Below are 19,866 nucleotides of genomic sequence, written 5' to 3'. Positions count from 1 at the left end.
GCAACCCGCGAGGCCCTCACATCCGTACCCGCGCCGAGCTTGGGTCATACATTGGCTTCAGCGATGCCTCGGCCCGCACACGCAGCCCGGCCACGTCAATTTCATACTGCGAGGCCAGCACCGCAGCGGCGGTTTCGCCTTTGCACGGCACGTAGCCCAGCCCGATCGCCGCACCCAGATGATGCCCATATGCACCCGAAGTCAGGTGCCCCACGATCCGTCCGTCGCGCAAAATGGGTTCGTTGTGATAGAGCAGCGGTTCGGGGTCGGTAAGGCGAAACTGCACTAGCCGCCGCTCCAGCCCGGTTTCGCGTTTGCGCAGCACTGCGTCGCGACCGATGAAGGCGGGTTTGTCGGTTTTGACGGCGAAGCCCAGCCCCGCCTCCAACACGTGATCCTCGCAGGTGATATCGTGACCGAAATGGCGAAAGCCCTTTTCGATCCGACAGCTGTCCATCATGTGCAGTCCGCACAGTTTTAGCCCGTGATCCTGCCCGGCCTGCCACAGGGTTTCGAACGCATGCGCGGCCATATCGGCGCTGACATAGATTTCCCACCCAAGTTCGCCCACGTATGACACCCGGTGCACGCGGGCCAAGCCCATGCCCAGTTCGATCTGTTGCGCGGTGCCGAAGGGATTGGCATCGTTGGAAAAATCATTCGGTGATACGGCTTGCATCACGGCGCGCGCCTGCGGTCCCATGATCGCCAGAACGCCTTCGGACGCGGTCATATCGGTGATCACCACAGCATGATCGCGCAGATGGCGCCGCATCCATGTTTCATCGGCCAGCCGGGTCGCGGCGGGGGTCACGACCAGATACGCGGTTTCCGACAGGCGGGTGACGGTCACATCCGCCTCGATCCCGCCGCGCGGCGACAGGAATTGGGTATAGACGATCTTGCCCACCGGCACCGACATATCCGCGCCGCAGATATAGTTCAGGAAGGCTTCGGCATCGTGGCCCTCAACGCGTAATTTGCCGAAAGAGGACATGTCATAGAGGCCCACGCCGCCCCGGATCGCGGCATGTTCAGCCGCCGCGTTGGCAAACCAGTTCTGCCGTTTCCAGCTGTAGTGATAGGCCTTGTCCTGCCCCGGTTCAGCAAACCAATTGGGCCTTTCCCAGCCCGCCAGTTCGCCAAAAACCGCGCCCTGCGCTGCAAGTTGCGGGTGAAACGGCGACCGACGGACGCCGCGCGCGGTGGCCTTTTGCCGATGGGGGAAATGATCGGCATAGAGCAGCCCCAGTGTTTCGGTGGAGCGTTCACGCAGATAGCGCCGGTTGCCCTGAAACGGCTGCATCCGGGCGATATCGACATCGCCAAGATCGAAAGGTTTCTCGTCATCCTGCATCCATAGCGCCAGTGCCATGCCCGCGCCGCCAGCCGATTGAATGCCGATCGAGTTGAACCCGGCGGCGACCCACACATTTTCCATCTCGGGCGCGCGGCCCAGATGATAGGCGTCGTCGGGGGTGAAGCTTTCGGGACCGTTGAAGAAGGTGTGGATGCCAGCCGTTCCCAGCATCGGCATCCGCTGCACGGCCTGTTCCAAAATCGGCTCGAAGTGATCGAAATCTTCGGGCAGCTGGTCGAATTCGAAGCTTTCGGGGATGCCGCCCATGCCCCAGGGCTTGGCGGTGGGTTCGAATGCGCCCAGCATCATTTTGCCCGCCTCTTCTTTGTAATACGCGCATTCATCGGGCACCCGCAGCACGGGCAGGGGGCCAAGCCCGATAATGGGTTCAGAGACGATATAGAAATGTTCGCAGGCGTGCAGGGGCACGTTGACGCCCGCCATCCGGCCCACGTCGTGGCCCCACATGCCCGCACAGTTGACGATCATGTCGCAGGCGATATGGCCCGTGCTGCCATTTTCGGCGCGCCAATCGACGCCGGTGATCCGTTGGTTGGCACGGGACATGCCAGTGACCTTGATGCCCTCGTGCACCGCCGCGCCGCGCATCCGGGCGCCTTTGGCCATGGCGCGGGCGATATTGCCCGGATCGCCCTGACCGTCTTTGGGCAGATAGACGCCCGCCTTGACCCCCTCAAGGTTCAGGTGCGGATATCGCGCGCCGACCTCTGTGGGTGTGATCTGTTCGACGTCGACGCCAAAGGCGCGGGCCATGGCGGCCTGGCGGAAGATCTCTTCCTTGCGCTCTTCGGTCAGGGCGACGGTGATCGAGCCCACACGTTTGAACCCGGTGGCCATGCCGGTTTCGGCCTCCAACGCGCCGTAGAGTTCCTGGCTGTATTTCGCCAGCTTGGTCATGTTCGCTGTCGCGCGCAGTTGCGCGATCAGCCCGGCGGCGTGCCATGTGGTGCCGCTGGTCAGCTGTTTGCGTTCGAGCAGGACAACATCGGTCCAGCCGAGTTTCGTCAGGTGATACGCGACCGAGCAGCCGATCACGCCACCGCCGATGATGACCACGCGGGCCTGAGTGGGCAGGGTCATGCTTTGATCCTTTCGTTGGCGGGGTCCCAGAGCGGCTGATCTGGTTGCACAATCGCACGGTGGCGGGTGCCGTAAATCTCGACCTCAAGCGGGGTTCCAGGCGCGGCCAGGTCGGCCCGCACCATGGCCAGTGCGACGCTGGCGTTGACGCGATACCCCCACGCGCCGGAGGTGGTTTCCCCCACGATCTGCCCGTCGTGCCACAGCGTGGACATGTAAGGCGCGTCGCAATCTTCGGCATCGACGATCAAGGTCACGAACCGTTTGTCCACGCCCTGTTGTTGCTGCGCCAGAAGTTCGGATTTGCCGGGGAAGTCCTGTGGTTTGTCAAAGCGAATGAACCGCTGCAGCCCGCCTTGCAGAAGGGTGTAATCCGTCGATAGGTCGCCTTTCCACGCGCGATAGCCTTTTTCGATCCGCAGGCTGTCCAGCGCCCACATACCGAAGGGCACCGCCCCGGCACCAATCACCGCGTCGTAGAGCGCGGGGATGTCGGCGTTGGCGGCGTGTATTTCCCACCCCAGTTCGCCTGCGAAAGAAACCCGTGCAAGGGCGAAACTGATCCCGGACAGTCGCGCCTTTTGATGCGACAGCCAAGGCAAGGTCAGGTCCGCATCGATCCCCAGCGCCTGAAGCAGTGCGCGCGATTTCGGGCCAGTGACGATCAGCGTGGAGTAGTCGGCGGTATGGTCTGTCAGGGTCAACCCCGCTGCTCGTGCGGGTTTCAGCACGTCAAAATCATGCCATTGCGCGGTGGCGGCGGTGATCAGGGTAAAGCTATCCTCGGCGTGGCGCAGGATGCTCATTTCCGTCAGGATACGGCCACGGGTGTCGGGGAAATAGGCGAGGTTCATCCGGCCAGTCTTGGGCAGCGCGCCTGCGATGCGGCTGTGCAACCACGCGGCCGCGCCGTCACCGCTGAGGTTGAAGCGCGAGAAGCCGGGCAGATCCAGTACGCCGACACCGTCCCGCACAGCAAGGCATTCGTGCCGAATGCGATCCTCCCACGGGCCGCTGCGGTGCCATGTTTGCGTCGCGGCTTCGGACGTGTCGTCGCCGGGGTGCGCGAACCAATTTGCGCGTTCCCAGCCATTGTAGGCCCCCATCTGCCCGCCAGCAGCCAGTACACGGTCATGTACCGGCGAGAGCTTTTTGTCGCGCCCGGCAGGCCACGCATGCCAAGGGAAGTGCATGGCGTATTCGTGGCCGTAGACCTCTGTCCCTTTGGCGATGCAATAGTCGCGGTCGGTATAATCGGTGAAGCGGCGCGGATCGACTGACCACATGTCCCATTCGGTCTGGCCTTCGGTGATCCATTCAGCCAGCACCTTGCCCGCGCCGCCGGCTTGCGCGATGCCAAAGGTAAAGACGCAGGCCTCGAACGCGTTGGGGACGCCGGGCATCGGGCCGATCAGCGGCAGCCCGTCGGGGGCATAGGGGATCGGCCCGTTGATAACCTTGCTGACCCCGGCCTTGCCCAGAAGCGGTACGCGGGCCATTGCATCTTCGATGTACCATTCCAGCCGTTCAAGGTCGTCCGGGTAGAGCTGAAAGCTGAAATCCTCGGGCATGGGGTCGTCGGGGTGGACCCAATGGGCGCGGCAGTTACGCTCGTAGGGGCCAAGGTTCAGCCCATGCTTTTCCTGCCTCAGGTAGTAGCTGCTGTCGACATCACGCAGCAGCGGCAGTTTATGGCCGGTGTCGCGCGACCAAGCTTCGAGCTCGGGGAGTTCGTCGGTCAGCATGTATTGATGGCTCATCACCATCATCGGCACTGTGCGTCCGCCGAAGGGTTTGAACCACTCGCCGATGCGCTGGGCGTAGTACCCGGCGGCGTTAACCACGAATTCGCAGCGAATATCGCCGTTTTCCGTGTGCACGATCCATTCGCCATTTTCGCGACTGACGCCGGTGGCGGGGGTAAAGCGCAGGATTTTGGCCCCCATGTCGCGCGCGCCCTTGGCCAATGCCTGCGTCAGCTGGGCGGGGTCGATATCGCCATCGTCGGGATCATAAAGCGCACCCTTCAGGTCGTGGGTTTCAAGGAAGGGGTACATGTCGCGGGCATCGTGAAGCCCAAGAATGTCGATCTCCATTCCCTGTGCGCGGCCCATGCCTTTGGCGCGCTGAAATTCCTGCATGCGCTGGGCCGAATGCGCCAGACGAAGCGAGCCGGTGACGTGGTAGTTCATCGGATAGTCCACCGCCGCGCCAAGGCCACGGTACAGCTCGGTCGAATAGCGCTGCATGTTCATCACCGACCACGAGGTGCTGAAGGTGGGCACATTGCCTGCGGCGTGCCATGTGCTGCCGGCGGTCAGTTCGTTCTTTTCCAGCAGGATGCAATCGGTCCAGCCCGCCTTGGCCAGATGATAGAGAGAGGAGGTCCCGATCACGCCGCCCCCGATAATGACGACCCGCGCTGAGGTGGGGAAATCGGTCATACTTGCCTCCTATGGTTTTTGCGGCAATCTGTCTGCGATGTCGTAGTAGTCGCCCTTGTCGGCGGTGAAGATGTGCTTGGACAGGTGCAGTCCGGTGGGACCGTCGATGGCCCCAAGGGCAAAGCTGAGCGTGTCTTCATCCGTGCCCTGCCAGAACAAGAACGAGCCGCAGGTGGGGCAAATGCCGCGCCGGGCCTTGGGGCTGGCGGAAAACCAGTGCACGGGGCCGGTGATGCTGATCTGATCTTGCGGCACATAGGCCGAGGACCAGGCAAAGCCCGACATCTTTCGGCACTGGTTGCAATGGCAGACCGAGGTGCCTTGCGGCGTGCCGGATACCTTGAAGTGGATTTGCCCGCACAGGCAGCTTCCGTCCAGCATGTCAGGCGCGCCCTGTCGGAGTTGAGGCGCTGCCCAGCAACACGCCATAGATGATGAAGCACAGCGCCATTGCCCGGCGCAGCCAGACGTTGAACACCGCCCCAAGTGCTGCCCTGCCCAGCCCGGCCCCAAGCGCGGTATAGGTGGTATAGCTGAGCGTGGTGATGATCAGGGCGGTGGGGACAATCACTCCCATCTGCGCCGCGATGGGCACATCGGGCTGCACGAATTGTGAAAAGGCTGCCAAGTAGCCTGCGACGCTTTTGGGATTGATCGTGGCGATCATAAAGGCACGTCCATAGATGGACCGGGCCGGGCCGCCATCGGTGGTGACGGGTTTCTTGGCATTCAGCCAGCCACGGACGCCCGTATAGATCAGGAACCCCGCGCCAATCAGCTTGGCCACGTAGAAGGCTGTTGGCGAGGCTGCGATTAGAGCTGTTATGCCAAAGGCCGACAGGGTCAGAAACAGGCTGGCCTGTGTCAGAATACCCAATACGCCCGGCAGGCTGCGGCGAAAGCCAAGGGTCATGCCGTTCATGATGCAATTGACCGCGTTCGGGCCGGGTGTGGTGACGAAGACCACCCAAAACAGGGCAAAGACTGTCCAGGCTTCAAAGCTCATCGTGCATCTTTCAATACACCGGCGGGGCGATCACCCAGATCGCCACGGCCGGTTGGTCATAGGGGTTGATCCAGCGAAACGGCTCGCCACGAATGCGGAAGCTGTCGCCGGGGTGAATGGTGAACCGGGCCTTGCCGATCTCTAGATCCAGCGTGCCGGAGATCAGATAGCCCACCTCTTGCGTCGGGCGGGTAACGGTTTCGCCGATCTGGCTGTGGGGCTCGAATGTGGAATGCACCACTTCGAAATCATCGGTCAGGTCGGGGGACAGCAGCTCTTCGATCAGGCCGGTGTCATTGGAGCCGATTGGGCGGCGGGCCTCTTTGCGCACGACATGGCCCACTTCTTCGGCGGGGGCGTTGGCCTGTCCGAACAGCATGGAGACCGGGACATCAAGCACGGCCGCAATATGGCGCAGGTCGGTGATAGAGGGGGCCGAGAGGTCACGCTCGGCCTGGGAAAGCCAGCCAACCGAGCGGCCAAGCCGCTGCGCCATATCTGCCAGCGTCAGCCCGCGCGCCTTGCGCAGGGCGCGCAGGTCTGCGCCCAGGGTTTTGCCGTCAGTGGGAAGCGCGTGCTGCATTGCAGGATCCGTGAAAAAGTACCGTCAATTTTCACGGTGCAGCGAGTCGGTGAAATTTTCAAGATAATTTTCATGCCGCGTTCAGAATGGCGCCGCTGCATTCCGAAATGTATCGGCAAGGATGCACGACAGCTGTTCCGCATCGTCGGTCGTGAAGGCGTTGGGTTGGTTGCTGTCGATGTCAAAGACACCCAGCAAAGCGCCTGCACCGTTGAACACAGGCAAGACCAGCTCTGACCGGGTAGAGGAGGCGCAGGCAATATGGCCGGAAAACGCCTCGACATCCGGCACAAGCTGCACCTGACCGGTGCGGGCCGCCGCGCCGCAAACGCCGCGCGAAAACGGGATCACAAGACAGCCGTGCCCGCCTTGATAGGGGCCGATCTTGAGTAGGTCCGGCGCAGTCACGCGATAAAACCCGGTCCAGTCGAAACGATCATCGGCATGGTGCACTTCGCAGGCGAGGGTTGCCATCAGGGACACGGTGTCAGTCTCGGCTTCAGTCAGGGCCGCAATGGTTTGGGCGAGATTGGAATAGTCTGTCTGCATGGTGCTTTGTTCCGAAAGGGGAGGGGGCCGCATGTTTGCTGCACACACGGCCCCCAGCAGTGTTTGTTCAGAATGACGCTCAGATACGCTCGATCGCGATGGCGGTGCCTTCGCCGCCGCCGATGCAGATCGCGGCCACGCCTCGCTTCAGTCCACGTTTTTCCAGCGCGTTCAGCAGCGTGACCATGATCCGCGCACCGCTTGCGCCGATAGGGTGCCCCAGTGCGCAAGCACCGCCGTTCACGTTGACCTTGTCGCGCGCGATGTGCATTTCCTGCATGAACGCCATGGGCACAACGGCAAACGCCTCGTTCACTTCCCACAGGTCCACATCGTCGACCGACCAGCCAAGCCGAGCCAGAAGCTTTTTGGCCGCAGGCACCGGTGCGGTCGGGAATTGCGAGGGGGCATGGGCGTGGCTGGCATGGCCAAGGATGCGGGCGCGAATATTCATGCCCTGCGCGATGGCGACGTCTTGCGAGGCGATCACCAGCGCAGCCGCGCCATCTGAGATCGACGAAGAGTTGGCCGCCGTAACCGTGCCGTCCTTGCGGAAGGCGGGTTTCAGTTGCGGGATCTTCTCGGGGCGGGCTTTGGCGGGCTGTTCGTCTGTGGTGATCACGGCTTCGCCGTTGCGGGTGTGCAGGGTCACTGGCGCCACCTCGCCCTCGAAGGCGCCTGAGCGTTCGGCCTCCAGCGCGTTGGACAGCGATGCCAGCGCATATTGATCCTGCGCTTCGCGGGTGAACTGGAACGCCTCGGCGCAATCCTCGGCGAAGGTGCCCATCAGGCGACCTTTGTCGTAGGCGTCTTCCAAGCCATCAAGGAACATATGGTCCTTGACCTCTTGGTGGCCAATCCGGGCGCCGCCGCGCATCTTGGGCAGCAGGTATGGGGCGGTGGACATGCTTTCCATGCCGCCTGCAATCATAGAATCCGCATGACCAAGGGCGATCTGGTCAAAGGCCATCATCGCGGCTTTCATGCCAGAGCCACACATCTTGTTGAGCGTGGTGGCGGGCACTTCTTCGCCCAAGCCACCGGCGAAACCGGCTTGGCGCGCAGGGGCCTGCCCCTGGCCCGCAGGCAGCACGCACCCCATCAACACTTCATCTACGGTCTTTACGCCCGCATCGGCCAGAGCGGCGCGAATAGCGGCCCCGCCCAGAATCGGCGCGGCGATTCCGTCGAAAACCCCCTGAAAACCGCCCATCGGCGTGCGGGCGGCACCCGCAATAACAACATTCTTCATCTTAAATCCTCCTGATTTGTGCCTGCATACCGAATGGTAAGAATTAGGGTCTAGCCTTTTCACGATCAGATTGTAGTTGAACGGAGGTTTCATGCAGATGTCCACTATCTCTCGCAGCGGGTTTCAGATCGTGACTGTTGCGGAAACAAGAATCGACGCCGCGGTGGCGATCGCCTTCAAGGATCAAATGCGGCAGCTGACGGATGGCGGTGCGCCGGATGTGGTGCTTGATCTGACCGATGTCAGCTTTATTGATTCCAGCGGCCTTGGCGCGATTGTTGCCGCGATGAAGCAGTTGGGCAAAGATCGCAGGCTGCATTTGGCGGCGCTTATGCCCAATGTGGACAAAGTGTTTCGCCTGACTCGCATGGACACGGTGTTTGCCATTCATGACTCTGTAGAACAGGCTGTTGGGGCAAATGCTGGCTGACTCTGGTCTGCCCCCGAAGGATGGAGCTGCCCCCTACATGACCGCACCGGCAGAGATCCAACTGCATTTTACCAGCACCGACATGTCTGTTCGTCAGGCTCTGATCCGGTTGCTGGCTCAGCTCGCGCGCCACGTGCCCGATCAGGACGATCTGGGTCGGGTCGAGATCGTCGTGGCAGAGGCTTTGAACAATGTGGTGGAACACGCCTACTGCAGTGCGGGGATGGGGCCGGTCGACCTGCGGTGCCGATTCGGATGCGGCAGGCTGTTCGTTACAATAGGGGACGAAGGCGTGCCGGTTCCGCAGGCGATCCTTGTCCCAGAGGTCGTGCAGGCGCCTCTGCCGCTTCCGGAGGAGCTGCCTGAAGGTGGATGGGGCTGGATGCTGATCCGGGAATTAACCGAAAACCTGTCGTATCATCGTGTGGGCGGGCGGAATGAACTGACGCTTGAAATGTTGGTGTCAATCAGAGATTCCTGACTGTGCTGGGCAAATGGCCTTAGAATTGCCACATGCCCCCCCCAAAGCCGCCCGAAATTCAGGTCATAAATGAATGGTAGCTGCAAATAGCTTCCCTCGGTACCGTGCGTTTATAGCCCCCACCCAGTGCACGGTGCCGAGGATTTCTTTCCTGACATCCTTGGAAGTTCTGATCGTGCCAACTAACCTGCCGCGAAATGAGCAGGAGACTGGACGATGCGCGACTTTCACTTTCCCGGCAGATCGCCGGTGCTGGCATGCAATGGAATGTGTGCCACTTCACACCCTTTAGCCGCCAAGGCCGCAATCGACATTCTTGAGCGCGGTGGAAACGCGATGGATGCCGCCATTGCCGGTGCGGTCCTTTTAGGGATTTGCGAGCCGCAGATGACCGGGTTGGGCGGTGATTGTTTCGTCCTGTTTTCCCCGGCAGGAAGCGATGAAATTCTGGCGCTGAACGGTTCGGGGCGCGCGCCAAAAGCGGCACAGGCTGCGGAGTTGCGCGCGCGCGGATTGACGGCAGTGCCGCTGCATGGGCCAGAGGCCGTAACAATCCCCGGTGCGGTCGATGCGTTTTGCACATTGTCCGAACAGCATGGCAAACTGGGTCTGGATACGCTTCTGGCCCCGGCGATACATTATGCCGATCAGGGAGTTCCGATCGCACCGCGCGTGGCATTCGATTGGCCCGAAAGTGCAAAAGCGCTGCAAGGACATGGGCGCAGGCATTATCTGCTGGACGGAAAGGCGCCGCAGGTCGGGCAGATCTTCCGCGCACCCGGACAGGCCGAAGTGCTGCGCAGGCTGGCCCGAGATGGTCGCCGCGCCTTTTACGAGGGCGAAGTGGCTGAAGACATGATCACCGCGCTGCAGGCGTTGGGAGGCGTGCATGAGGCCGAGGATTTCGCCGCCACAGCTTGTGATTTCACAACACCGGTCAGTGGGCGATACAATGGAGTCGACCTGGTCGAGCATCCGCCAAATGGCCAAGGGGCAACAGCGATCCTGATGCTGAATATCCTATCGCATTTCGATCTGCCGACGATGGACCCGTTCGGCGCAGAGCGCGCCCATATCGAAGCCGAGGCCGCAAAGCTGGCCTATGACGCGCGCAATCGGATTATTGCCGATCCAAACAGCACCACGCGGCTGGCGCATATGCTTGCCCCTGAAACTGCGGCGAAATTGGCGGCGTTGATCAATCCAAAACGCGCCATGGTCGCTGCGGCACCGCTGAGCGAGGCGGTGCATAAGGACACGATCTATATCACTGTCGTTGACCGGGACGGCATGGCGGTTTCGCTGATCTATTCCATCTTCCACGGGTTTGGATCGGGTATTGCATCGGATAAATTCGGGATACTGCTGCAAAACCGGGGGGCGGGCTTTACCCTTGAACAGGGGCATCCGAATGAAATGACCGGGGGCAATCGCCCGATGCATACGATCATTCCGGGGATGTTGCGCGAGAATGGCAAGGTGCGGATGCCTTTTGGTGTGATGGGCGGGGCTTATCAACCGAACGGGCATGCGCGGATGGTGTCGAACCTGCGCGATTTCGGGTTAAACCCACAAGCCGCCATCGACGCCCCGCGTTGTTTCAGCGACAGCGGCGCGATGAAGGTCGAGCGCGGATATTCGGATGCAGTTCGGCAAGAGTTGGCGGATCTGGGGCATAATGTTTCAATCCCGAATGAGCCGATTGGCGGCGCGCAGGCGATCGTGATTCGTGACGATGGTGTGCTGGAAGGCGCATCAGATCCGCGCAAGGATGGCTGCGCCTTGGGATATTGAGCCAACAGCGCGTCCCGCGACAGCGGGGCGCCTTCAGTTCAATTGAAAGTGCAGGGGATAGTGACCATCCTGAAACGGCCCGAAAAGGTCAGGGATGTCCGGATGATCCACAGGCTCGCCGGAATAGTCCGCGACAAGGTTCTGCTCGGATACATAGGCCACGTAGTAGCTTTTGTCATTTTCCGCCAGCAGATGGTAAAATGGCTGTTCCTTCACCGGTCGGCTTTCCTCGGGGATCGAGCGATACCATTCTTCGGTGTTGCTGAACTGCGGGTCGACATCAAAAATCACCCCGCGAAACGGGTGCTTTTTATGCCGGACAATCTGGCCCAGGTGATATTTCGCACGTGTCTTTAGCATGTTGTTGCGGCCCCTATTCATCATGGATAGACGGTTTTGGGGTAATTTGTCCAATGATTGCCGCGATTTCTCGGGGAAACAGTCTGTGAACCTTGCAGTTACAGTGCATGAGGCGTGCCGCGCGGGTGTTTTCTTGGCGCGATTGCCCTGATGCTAAGCGTGCTTTTGCAACGGGCCTGCAAAGGCCATTTCCTCTGCGCCCACTTTCCGCTAAACTGCAGAAAAAATGAGAAAGCGAGAGGCATATGAGCAGAACTCTTCGCGCTTTGATACTGTTGATGGTGCTGGCGTCTTGTGGCGGCGGAAACTACTCCGCGCCGCGTAATCTGGATGACGCTTGTTCGATCCTCAGTCAGCGCCCGAAATATGGCCGCGCCTTCAAGGCGACCGAACGCCGTTGGGGTGTTCCAGTGCATGTGCAGATGGCGACGATTTATCAGGAAAGCAAATTCATCGGCAACGCACGCACGCCATTCCGGTATGTGCTGGGTGTGATCCCGATGGGGCGGCAAAGCTCGGCCTATGGATATGGTCAGGCGTTGGATGCCACTTGGGACCAGTATAAGCGCGAGACCCGGCGTTTTGGTGCGCGTCGCGATGACATTCAGGACGCCACTGACTTTATGGGTTGGTATATGACGCAGACGCGCGAGAAGAATGGTATCGCCCTGCATGACGCCCGCAATCAATATCTGGCCTATCACGAGGGCCACACCGGCTTTGCGCGCGGATCATACAACAGCAAAAGCTGGCTGATACGTATTTCGGGTGAGGTGGGCGCGCGGGCCAACCTGTACGAGGCTCAGCTCAGGTCTTGTCGCCGTCGTATTAAATGAGGCGCGGTCAGCGGATAGGGCGCTGTGTTGCCAGTTGAATGTTGAACAACGTGTCGCTGAGGCCCTGACCGCTTTGCATGGCGCCTAGCACAACTGTGGTGCTGTTCCCGGCGTCGTCATTGATGACCCACTGCCGCAACTGAACCGGCGCGCCAGTGAAGACCAGTTGAATATTCCCGTATTCGGGATGTTCGGGGTCTTGCGCGGTCACGGTAGTTGCGGTCCCGTCATAGCCGTGGCCGACAACCATATTGGCGCGCGCAAGATCGACGTTGCGGGCCAGAATAATCGACAGCGGCGTGCGATTCAGCGGATAACTTTCAGGGCCCTGATTGGTTTTGGGATCAAAGATCGCGACAGCCCCGGCGCTTGCCAGAACAAGAGTCTTTTCCGGCGGGTTGTATTCAAACCGCATCCGTCCGGGCCGCTTCAGGAACAGCTTCCCGGTTGAGATCGTGCCATCATCATTGATTTGCGTGAAATCCGCCGAGGCGGTGTTCAACCCATTCAGATAGCGCGACAGCTCGCCCAGAGACAGCTTTTCAGCCGCCGCCGGAAGCGACATGGCAACAACGCACAGCGGCGCGGCGAGGAGTGATGCGAACTTGTTCATGGTGAAGATGTAGTCTCCTGAACTTTGGATTTCATCCTGCGACACGTCACAAACACGCGAGACAGGCAAAGGGTTGCGTATCCACCCTTGCGCTGCGTGCGATGCGTTAGGCCTTAGCGCTCTGGCACCAGGATCTCGCGTTTCCCGACATGGTTGGCCGCCGACACAACGCCTTCGTCCTCCATCTGCTCGACCAGACGCGCAGCCTTGTTATAGCCGATCGCCAGCTTGCGCTGAATATAGGAGGTCGAGCATTTGCGATCCTTGGTCACGATTGCCACGGCAGTATCATACAGCGCATCCTCGCTGTCGGTATTGCCGCCCAAGCCCAGAACCGCGTCGATATCGCTTTCGCGATCATCATCCGGGCCTTCGACCACGCCGCCGATATAGGACGGCGGGCCATAGGCCTTGAGGTGGTTGACGATTTCCTCGACTTCTTCGTCGCTTACGAACGGTCCGTGGCAACGCGTGATCTTGGCGCCACCGGCCATATAAAGCATGTCGCCCATGCCAAGAAGCTGTTCGGCGCCCATTTCACCCAAGATCGTCCGGCTGTCGATTTTCGATGTGACCTGAAACGAAATCCGGGTGGGGAAGTTGGCCTTGATCGTGCCGGTGATCACATCCACCGAAGGCCGCTGTGTGGCCATGATCAGGTGGATGCCGCTGGCACGCGCCATCTGTGCCAGGCGCTGAATGCAGGCCTCGATCTCTTTGCCGGCGACCATCATCAGGTCGGCCATCTCGTCGACGACAACAACGATATAGGGCATTTTCTCGGGCGCGAATTCGTCTGTCTCGAATACCGGTTCGCCGGTATCGTCGTCGAACCCGGTCTGCACCGTCCGGCTGAACATTTCTCCGCGCGCCAATGCATCGGCCACGCGACTGTTATAGCCGTCGATGTTGCGCACCCCCATTTTTGACATCTTGCGATATCGTTCTTCCATTTCGCCCACGACCCATTTCAGCGCGACAACCGCCTTTTTCGGGTCAGTAACAACCGGGCTGAGCAGGTGTGGAATGCCATCGTAAACGCTGAGTTCCAGCATTTTCGGGTCGATCATGATCAACCGGCAATCTTCCGGCGTCAGGCGATACAGCAGTGATAGGATCATGGTGTTGATCGCCACCGATTTACCGGACCCGGTGGTCCCCGCAATCAACAGGTGAGGCATCTTGGCGAGGTTGGCCACAACCGGGTCGCCGCCGATATCCTTACCAAGTGCGAGCGGCAGTTTCATGTTGCTGTCGCCGTAATCGCGCGCGCTGAGGATCTCGCGCAGGACCACTTTTTCGCGATTCTCGTTCGGCAGTTCGATCCCGATTACCGTGCGGCCGGGTACGGTGGACACCCGCGCTGACAAGGCCGACATCGAGCGGGCAATATCGTCCGCAAGGCCGATTACGCGGCTGGCCTTGAGGCCCGGCGCGGGTTCCAGTTCGTACATGGTGACAACCGGACCGGGGCGCACGCTGACGATCTCGCCTTTGACGCCATAGTCATCCAGCACGTTTTCCAGCATGCGCGCGTTTTCTTCCAGTGCGTCGTCGCTCAGGTGGTGGCGTTGGATCAGCGCCGGGTTGGCCAGAAGGTTCAGTGGCGGAAGCTCGTATTGCGCGGCGGCGGCCTCGTCGAACTGCAATGCCGGTTGCGCCTCGGCCTGAGCGCGGGATGAGGGCTGAACCACTTTGCGCGGTGCGTGTTGTACCACTTTACGTGGCTCGGCGACGGGAATGGTCATGGCAGGTTGCGCTGCGGGTGCAGGCTGTAACGGCAGAGGTTCAGGCTCAGGTTGGACTTCGGGCGCGAAATCCACCTCGCCGGGGGCGTAGTCGTCGAACGCGCTTTCGGCCTCATAGGTCGTGACAGGCTGGTCGGCCGCAGCCGGGGACGGCGCTGAGGCCACGGGGGGTTGAACCGGGGCGCGTACCGAAACGGTTGGCTGCAGGTGGTGCGCGCTGGTGGCAGCTTGCGGCGCCCTCAACTGTGGTTCGGGCGGCAAGTTGGCGGACCGAGTAGAGGTGTTCAGAACCAGAGGCTCGGGCCCACGGCCACGGCCTTTGGTCAAAGGGGCCACGCTTTCAACCATGATCTGCGGGCTGCTGCGCACGCGATTGCGGATCACATCGGCGATCTTGGCCTTGATCCGTTCATCGCCGGGGGCATAGTCGATGTCGCCAAGCGGGGTCGGCTCTACCAGCTCGGGTTCGGGCATCGGGTCAGGTCGGCGAATAAGGCCGGGCATCCGCGCCAGCAAACTCGGTTTGGTCGGCTCATCCGTTTCGACCAACGTGTCATATGCCGGGTCGTCATTCCAGTCTGGCTGTTCCTGCCAAGCGGTGTGTTCCTGTGCTTGCCGGTCACGTTCGGCCCTGCGGGCGGAATTGCGGGCCTGCAGGGTTTGCGCCGCAGTCACGGCGCCGGTGGCACCTTTGCCCAGAAGATTGAGCAGCGTTGCATAGCTCACTATGACGCCAATCAGCAGAAATCGGCCAATGGAGCGCAACTCGGGCATGGTGAAGCCCAGGACAAAAGCGCTCAGCACAAGCAAGCTTACTGCCAACAGCAAGGACGCGAATTTCAGGCCAAAGCTGGCACCGACCGGCAGTAGGTTCAGGAACGCGCCCAGAACCGTATCCCCAAAGCGACCACCAAGGCCAAAGCCGTGCGTCCAGTTCGAATCCGGCACCAGAGTCGAGGCGTAAACTGACGTGACCGCGATCAGGATAGGCAGGAAAATCAGCCGACCGACTGCGCGTTCGGCCCCGCGGTGCAGCGCAAGCCGCAGCCCCCAAGCAATCAGCGCGGCGGCAATGATCCAGCCACCCCAGCCAACAATCACGAACAGGAACGCCGCAACCGAAGCACCGGGTCGCCCCATCCAATTCTGCACCGGCGCGTCAGTCGCCGACAAGAACGAGGGATCATCGGGGTGATAGGATAGGATCATCGCTGCTGCCGCCAGCCCCAGAAGGACCAGCGCAATTCCCAACAGTTCTTTGCCACGCTTTTCGATTGCGGCCTGCATGTCGCTGTCAAACAATGGATCGCGTCCTTTGGTCTGATATGCCATTCCTGCCCTCGTCCTCTTACCCATAGATGCAGTCACGCAGGGTTATAAGCCCGCGCCGCATCTCTTCTATTGGGGCCACCATGGCGACCCTGATATATCCTTTGCCGGGGTTGCCCCCAGCCACATCGCGGCTGAGATAGGCACCGGGCAGAACCCGAACCCCGGTCTCACGCCACGCCTTCAGCGCGGCCTCTTCGCCATCTTCGACAGGCAGCCACAGGAAAAACCCGGCGTCTGGTGGCAGATAGCTGTTGATCCCGGAAAAAATCTGATCGGCGGCGACGAATTTTTCGCCGTACAGGCGACGGTTTTCGATTACATGCGTCTCGTCGGCCCAAACGGCTTCGGCCACGCGCTGCAAAGGCAGGGGCAGCGGTGCCCCAGCATAGGCACGCAGCTGCTTGATGTGGCGCAGGCTTTCCGGCCCGCCGGCCACAAACCCCGAACGCAGGCCCGGCAGGTTTGATCGCTTTGACTGCGAGTGGAAAATCAAGACTCGTTCGGGGTCGGCGCCAAGTTCCTGGGCCACGTCCAACGCGCCCACGGGCGGTGCATCGCGGTAGATCTCGGAATAGCATTCATCCGCGAAGATCTGAAAATCATACTGCTCGGCCAGCCGGATCAGATCGGTCCAGTAGGCGCGGCTGGCCACTGCCCCCTGCGGATTGGCGGGCGAACAGATATAGGCCACGGCGACGCGGTTCAGCAGCTCGGGCGGTAGCGCGGCATAATCAGGCAGATATCCGGTTTCGCGGGTGGCAGGCACAAAGACAGGCTCTGCCCCGACCGAAATCGCGCCGATCATGTAGACCTGATAGAATGGGTTCGGGATCAGAACCACGGGCTGCGCGCCATTCTTTTGCTCAGGGATCAGCGCCATCGCTGCGTTGTACAGCCCCTCGCGGGTGCCGTTCAGCGGCATGATTTGTGTGTCCGCATCCAGCGCCACGCCATAGCGACGCTTCACCCAATCGCGGATCGCGCTGCGCAATTCAGGGGTGCCATCATTTGGCGGATATTGCCCGAACCCAGCGATGTTTTCGGCCAGAATACCTGCGATCCAGTCCGGGAATGCGTGTTTCGGCTCGCCAATCGTCATGTGAATGACGTCGCCGCCCGGCGCATGAGCGTCGAGTAGCGTCCGCAAGCGCGGAAACGCATAGGCCGGTAGGTTCGCAAACCGCTCGGGAAACATATTCAACTGCCTCAGGTTTCGGGATCATTGTCGCCCCGTTTGATGGCAGATTACTCAAGCCCGCGGCTTTCGTCCAGAAAAAGCAACGGTTTGGACCGGTGTTGTGACCTTTTTGACAGATCGCTGTGACGGCGTGAACTCAGTCGGTGATCAAAACCGCCTCGGCCGCGCAGGCCAAGCGCAGCAGGCGCTCTTCCTGATATGGCAAGCCATTGAGCAAAATGCCGCAGCTGGGTGTTCCCGTTGGCAACGTTACGCCGCAGCCCCCCATCAGGTTGCCAACACGCGTATTGCGCAGCGTTAGCAAGTTTTCGGACACGAAATAGTCCTCATCTTTGATCAACCGATCCATTTTTGGCGGCAGCACCGGCGATGTGGGCCAAAGCACAGCATCAAACCCCGCCACGCGCGCGTTCCATTCGGCGCGGCATGCGTCAAGTTCCAGCCAGGCCGCGACGTAATCAGGCCCAGAGGTATGCGCGCCGGACCGGAAGCGATGCAGGATTCTGTCGTACATCAGGCCCGGATTGGCCTCGATCACCTCGCGCCATGTGCCATAGGCCTCGGTGGCGAACAGGGCCCCGGCCAGATCCATCGCGCGGGCGACCTCGGGCGCCTCGATTTTCTCCACTATTGCGCCTGCGGCTTGCAGTTTTTCAATCGCTGACATGTAGGCGGCGAGGGGCCCCTCGCGGATGTCGTCGAACACAACGGTTTGCAGCGCGGCGAAGCGCTTGCCCTGCAGCGTCGCCCCTTTCAGGTCTGCTGCGCGCCCGCCTTCCAGCGCGGCCAGCATCAGCGCGGCGTCTTCAACCGAGCGACACAGCGGGCCAATGGTGTCGAAAGAGGCGCAAAGCGGCACGACCCCGTTCAGCGACAGACGCCCCGACGTGGTTTTCAGCCCAACCAGATCGTTCCAGGCCGATGGCAACCGCACAGATCCCCCCGTGTCAGAGCCGATCCCGCAGGGTGCCAGCCCGAACCCGACCGAGGCAGCAGCCCCGGAGGACGATCCGCCGGGCACGGCATCGGCGTCATTGACACAAGGCGGTGTTGCAGTGCTGGGGTTCAGCCCCAACCCGGAAAAGGCCAGCTCGCTCATATGGGTTTTTCCTAGGCAGACCAGCCCCATCGCGGTGGCGTTGCGTAAAACCAAGGCATCACGATCAGGTACGCGATCTTTCAGCAGGGACGACCCGGCCTCGGTCGCGACGCCAGCGGTATCAAACAGGTCCTTCCAGCTGACCGGCACCCCATCAAGAAGCGAAAGGCGGTATCCCGATTTGGCGCGCGTGGCGGCGGCGGCGGACTCGGCCTCGGCCCTTTCGGGGGTGACGCGGGCATAGATTCGGTCGCGCAGCGGGTGCGCCTCGATCGCCTCAAGATAGGTCCGGGTCAGGTCAACCGGGTTGATTGCGCCCGTACCAATACCGCGTCCAAGTTCGGCGGCACTTTTCCACAACCACTCCTGCATCATCGTCTCCTGTTGATTTTCTCTGACGGTAGCGGCAGCACGGCGCATGGACAATCCCGATTGCAGGCGCATATTGGCGGGCATGACATATGACAGCGATATCCTGATTGTGGGCGGCGGGTTGAATGGCCCGGCCTTGGCGTTGGCGACGGCTCAAACCGGCCTCAGCGTGACGGTGGTTGATGCCTTGCCGCGCGCTGCGCAGGCGCAAGACGATTTCGATGGACGAGCCTATGCGTTGGCATTGAGTTCGAAACGCTTGCTGACTGCGCTTGGCGTCTGGGGGCGGGTGGCCGAGTACAGCCAACCAATGTTGGAAATCAAGGTCAGCGATGGGCGCGCGGGCGAAGGTCCATTATCGCCGTTTTTTCTGCATTTCGACCATGCCGAAATCGAAGAAGGCCCGATGGGTTTCATGCTTGAGGATCGATTCCTGCGTCGCGCCCTAGCCGAGGCGATGGCGGAGCAGGACGCGATCACCCTGCTTGATGGCGAAGCCGTGGTCAGCCAAGACCGTGATGCCAGCGGCGTGAGCCTGACGCTGGCCTCTGGCCGGGTCCTGCGGGGGCGGTTGCTGATCGGTGCGGATGGACGCAAATCCGGTACGGCGCAGCGCGCTGGGATCAAGCGCACCGGCTGGGATTACGGCCAAACTGCACTGGTGTGTGCGATCGAACATGACTTGCCGCATCACGGCGTGGCGCATCAGTTCTTCATGCCGCCCGGACCATTGGCGATTTTGCCGCTGCCGGGCAACCGATCCTCTATCGTATGGTCCGAAACGCACGACAATGCTGCCGCTTTCGATGCGCTGCCGGATGAGCAGTATATGCAAATGCTGCGCCCGCGGTTTGGCGATTTTCTTGGGCAGATCCGGCTCGCTGGAAAGCGCTTTACCTATCCGCTGAATCTGACAATTGCGAATAATATCGTGGCGGATCGGTTGGCCTTGATCGGCGACGCCGCACATGGAATGCACCCGATTGCCGGACAAGGGTTGAATGCCGGATTGCGTGATGTCGGCGCGCTGGCACAGGTTCTTACCAACGCCACGCGCCGCGGTGAAGATTTCGCCGCAGCGCCAGTGCTTGAGCGGTATCAGCAATGGCGGCGTTTCGATACAGCGTCGCTTGCGTTGGCGACGGACTTGACCAACAAACTGTTTTCCAATGACAATCCGTTTCTGCGGTTTGGGCGTGATCTGGGCATGGGGGCGATCAATGCGATCCCTGGCCTGCGACGCAGTTTCATCCGCGAAGCTGCCGGGCTTACCGGCGACTTGCCTGACCTGATGCGCGGCTGACAATC

At 60.9% G+C, this 19,866-nt stretch carries 17 protein-coding genes; 5 read left to right on the top strand and 12 right to left on the bottom strand.

The features are described from left to right. Window positions 1-16 precede the first annotated feature (16 nt). The 7 genes from BSF79_RS14325 to BSF79_RS14295 all read right to left on the bottom strand — a co-directional run bounded on the left by BSF79_RS14325 (window position 17) and on the right by BSF79_RS14295 (window position 8,295). On the bottom strand, window positions 17-2,461 hold the full coding sequence (locus BSF79_RS14325; protein WP_090270511.1) for a GcvT family protein: 2,445 nt from the start codon (window positions 2,459-2,461) through the stop codon (window positions 17-19). Continuing rightward, window positions 2,458-4,905, bottom strand: a complete 2,448-nt coding sequence (locus tag BSF79_RS14320) for a GcvT family protein (RefSeq protein WP_090270510.1) — start codon at window positions 4,903-4,905, stop codon at window positions 2,458-2,460. The genes BSF79_RS14325 and BSF79_RS14320 overlap by 4 nt, the downstream gene beginning before the upstream one ends. Window positions 4,906-4,914: 9 nt before the next feature. Then, window positions 4,915-5,286 carry a GFA family protein gene (locus BSF79_RS14315; protein WP_090270509.1) on the bottom strand — a complete coding sequence of 124 codons (372 nt, stop codon included), beginning with the start codon at window positions 5,284-5,286 and terminating at the stop codon, window positions 4,915-4,917. A 1-nt stretch (window position 5,287) separates the two neighbouring features. After that, the gene (locus BSF79_RS14310) at window positions 5,288-5,911 is read right to left on the bottom strand and encodes a LysE family translocator (RefSeq protein ID WP_090270508.1); all 624 of its coding nucleotides are present in this window, start codon (window positions 5,909-5,911) and stop codon (window positions 5,288-5,290) included. Window positions 5,912-5,921: 10 nt separating this feature from the next. Further along, window positions 5,922-6,494 (bottom strand): helix-turn-helix domain-containing protein, encoded by a 573-nt coding sequence (locus BSF79_RS14305; RefSeq protein WP_090270507.1) that lies wholly within the window; start codon window positions 6,492-6,494, stop codon window positions 5,922-5,924. A gap of 81 nt (window positions 6,495-6,575) precedes the next feature. Next, the gene (locus BSF79_RS14300; RefSeq protein ID WP_090270506.1) at window positions 6,576-7,043 is read right to left on the bottom strand and encodes a GAF domain-containing protein; all 468 of its coding nucleotides are present in this window, start codon (window positions 7,041-7,043) and stop codon (window positions 6,576-6,578) included. Window positions 7,044-7,122: 79 nt separating this feature from the next. After that, window positions 7,123-8,295, bottom strand: coding sequence for a thiolase family protein (locus BSF79_RS14295; RefSeq protein ID WP_090270505.1), 1,173 nt, complete (start codon window positions 8,293-8,295; stop codon window positions 7,123-7,125). A 91-nt stretch (window positions 8,296-8,386) separates the two neighbouring features. Here BSF79_RS14295 and BSF79_RS14290 point away from each other — a divergent pair, with 91 nt between their 5' ends. From BSF79_RS14290 to BSF79_RS14280, 3 genes are all read left to right on the top strand, one after another. Next, a complete protein-coding gene (locus BSF79_RS14290) occupies window positions 8,387-8,725 on the top strand; it encodes an STAS domain-containing protein (protein ID WP_090270504.1) in 339 nt (112 codons plus the stop codon). A gap of 37 nt (window positions 8,726-8,762) precedes the next feature. After that, complete coding sequence (locus BSF79_RS14285; RefSeq protein WP_175545336.1) at window positions 8,763-9,206, top strand: ATP-binding protein; 444 nt, start codon at window positions 8,763-8,765, stop codon at window positions 9,204-9,206. A gap of 216 nt (window positions 9,207-9,422) precedes the next feature. Then, window positions 9,423-11,000: a gamma-glutamyltransferase family protein gene (locus BSF79_RS14280; protein ID WP_090270502.1), complete on the top strand. Its 1,578-nt coding sequence runs from the start codon at window positions 9,423-9,425 to the stop codon at window positions 10,998-11,000. Between the two features lie 33 nt (window positions 11,001-11,033). On the opposite strand, the gene hspQ is transcribed toward BSF79_RS14280, so the two are convergent. Next, on the bottom strand, window positions 11,034-11,360 hold the full coding sequence (hspQ, locus tag BSF79_RS14275; protein WP_090270549.1) for a heat shock protein HspQ: 327 nt from the start codon (window positions 11,358-11,360) through the stop codon (window positions 11,034-11,036). Between the two features lie 245 nt (window positions 11,361-11,605). On the opposite strand from hspQ, the gene BSF79_RS14270 reads away from it, so the two are divergent. Continuing rightward, window positions 11,606-12,196 carry a transglycosylase SLT domain-containing protein gene (locus BSF79_RS14270; RefSeq protein ID WP_090270501.1) on the top strand — a complete coding sequence of 197 codons (591 nt, stop codon included), beginning with the start codon at window positions 11,606-11,608 and terminating at the stop codon, window positions 12,194-12,196. Between the two features lie 7 nt (window positions 12,197-12,203). Here the strand turns inward: BSF79_RS14270 and BSF79_RS14265 are convergent, their stop codons facing one another. The 4 genes from BSF79_RS14265 to BSF79_RS14250 form a co-directional block, all read right to left on the bottom strand. Next, the gene (locus tag BSF79_RS14265) at window positions 12,204-12,809 is read right to left on the bottom strand and encodes a LolA family protein (RefSeq protein ID WP_090270548.1); all 606 of its coding nucleotides are present in this window, start codon (window positions 12,807-12,809) and stop codon (window positions 12,204-12,206) included. A 113-nt stretch (window positions 12,810-12,922) separates the two neighbouring features. Next, the gene (locus tag BSF79_RS14260; protein WP_090270500.1) at window positions 12,923-15,889 is read right to left on the bottom strand and encodes a DNA translocase FtsK; all 2,967 of its coding nucleotides are present in this window, start codon (window positions 15,887-15,889) and stop codon (window positions 12,923-12,925) included. Between the two features lie 16 nt (window positions 15,890-15,905). Next, complete coding sequence (locus BSF79_RS14255; RefSeq protein WP_090270499.1) at window positions 15,906-17,084, bottom strand: aminotransferase class I/II-fold pyridoxal phosphate-dependent enzyme; 1,179 nt, start codon at window positions 17,082-17,084, stop codon at window positions 15,906-15,908. 139 nt (window positions 17,085-17,223) lie between these two features. Further along, a complete protein-coding gene (locus BSF79_RS14250) occupies window positions 17,224-18,558 on the bottom strand; it encodes an amidase (protein ID WP_090270547.1) in 1,335 nt (444 codons plus the stop codon). A 46-nt stretch (window positions 18,559-18,604) separates the two neighbouring features. Here BSF79_RS14250 and BSF79_RS14245 point away from each other — a divergent pair, with 46 nt between their 5' ends. After that, window positions 18,605-19,861 (top strand): FAD-dependent monooxygenase, encoded by a 1,257-nt coding sequence (locus tag BSF79_RS14245; protein ID WP_175545335.1) that lies wholly within the window; start codon window positions 18,605-18,607, stop codon window positions 19,859-19,861. Window positions 19,862-19,866 lie beyond the last annotated feature (5 nt).

The sequence above is a fragment of the Thalassovita taeanensis genome (assembly GCF_900110775.1).
Classification (GTDB): domain Bacteria; phylum Pseudomonadota; class Alphaproteobacteria; order Rhodobacterales; family Rhodobacteraceae; genus Litorimicrobium; species Litorimicrobium taeanense.
This window is presented reverse-complemented; position numbering and strand designations above follow the sequence as displayed.

Coding starts and splice junctions, on each gene's coding strand:
- BSF79_RS14310 (WP_090270508.1), bottom strand. CDS start 5,911: ATGAGCTTTGAAGCCTGGACAGTCTTTGCCCTGTTTTGGGTGGTCTTC.
- BSF79_RS14260 (WP_090270500.1), bottom strand. CDS start 15,889: ATGGCATATCAGACCAAAGGACGCGATCCATTGTTTGACAGCGACATG.
- BSF79_RS14300 (WP_090270506.1), bottom strand. CDS start 7,043: ATGCAGACAGACTATTCCAATCTCGCCCAAACCATTGCGGCCCTGACT.
- BSF79_RS14285 (WP_175545336.1), top strand. CDS start 8,763: ATGACCGCACCGGCAGAGATCCAACTGCATTTTACCAGCACCGACATG.
- BSF79_RS14265 (WP_090270548.1), bottom strand. CDS start 12,809: ATGAACAAGTTCGCATCACTCCTCGCCGCGCCGCTGTGCGTTGTTGCC.
- BSF79_RS14315 (WP_090270509.1), bottom strand. CDS start 5,286: ATGCTGGACGGAAGCTGCCTGTGCGGGCAAATCCACTTCAAGGTATCC.
- BSF79_RS14325 (WP_090270511.1), bottom strand. CDS start 2,461: ATGACCCTGCCCACTCAGGCCCGCGTGGTCATCATCGGCGGTGGCGTG.
- hspQ (WP_090270549.1), bottom strand. CDS start 11,360: ATGCTAAAGACACGTGCGAAATATCACCTGGGCCAGATTGTCCGGCAT.
- BSF79_RS14295 (WP_090270505.1), bottom strand. CDS start 8,295: ATGAAGAATGTTGTTATTGCGGGTGCCGCCCGCACGCCGATGGGCGGT.
- BSF79_RS14290 (WP_090270504.1), top strand. CDS start 8,387: ATGCAGATGTCCACTATCTCTCGCAGCGGGTTTCAGATCGTGACTGTT.
- BSF79_RS14245 (WP_175545335.1), top strand. CDS start 18,605: ATGGACAATCCCGATTGCAGGCGCATATTGGCGGGCATGACATATGAC.
- BSF79_RS14270 (WP_090270501.1), top strand. CDS start 11,606: ATGAGCAGAACTCTTCGCGCTTTGATACTGTTGATGGTGCTGGCGTCT.
- BSF79_RS14250 (WP_090270547.1), bottom strand. CDS start 18,558: ATGCAGGAGTGGTTGTGGAAAAGTGCCGCCGAACTTGGACGCGGTATT.
- BSF79_RS14280 (WP_090270502.1), top strand. CDS start 9,423: ATGCGCGACTTTCACTTTCCCGGCAGATCGCCGGTGCTGGCATGCAAT.
- BSF79_RS14320 (WP_090270510.1), bottom strand. CDS start 4,905: ATGACCGATTTCCCCACCTCAGCGCGGGTCGTCATTATCGGGGGCGGC.
- BSF79_RS14305 (WP_090270507.1), bottom strand. CDS start 6,494: ATGCAGCACGCGCTTCCCACTGACGGCAAAACCCTGGGCGCAGACCTG.
- BSF79_RS14255 (WP_090270499.1), bottom strand. CDS start 17,084: ATGTTTCCCGAGCGGTTTGCGAACCTACCGGCCTATGCGTTTCCGCGC.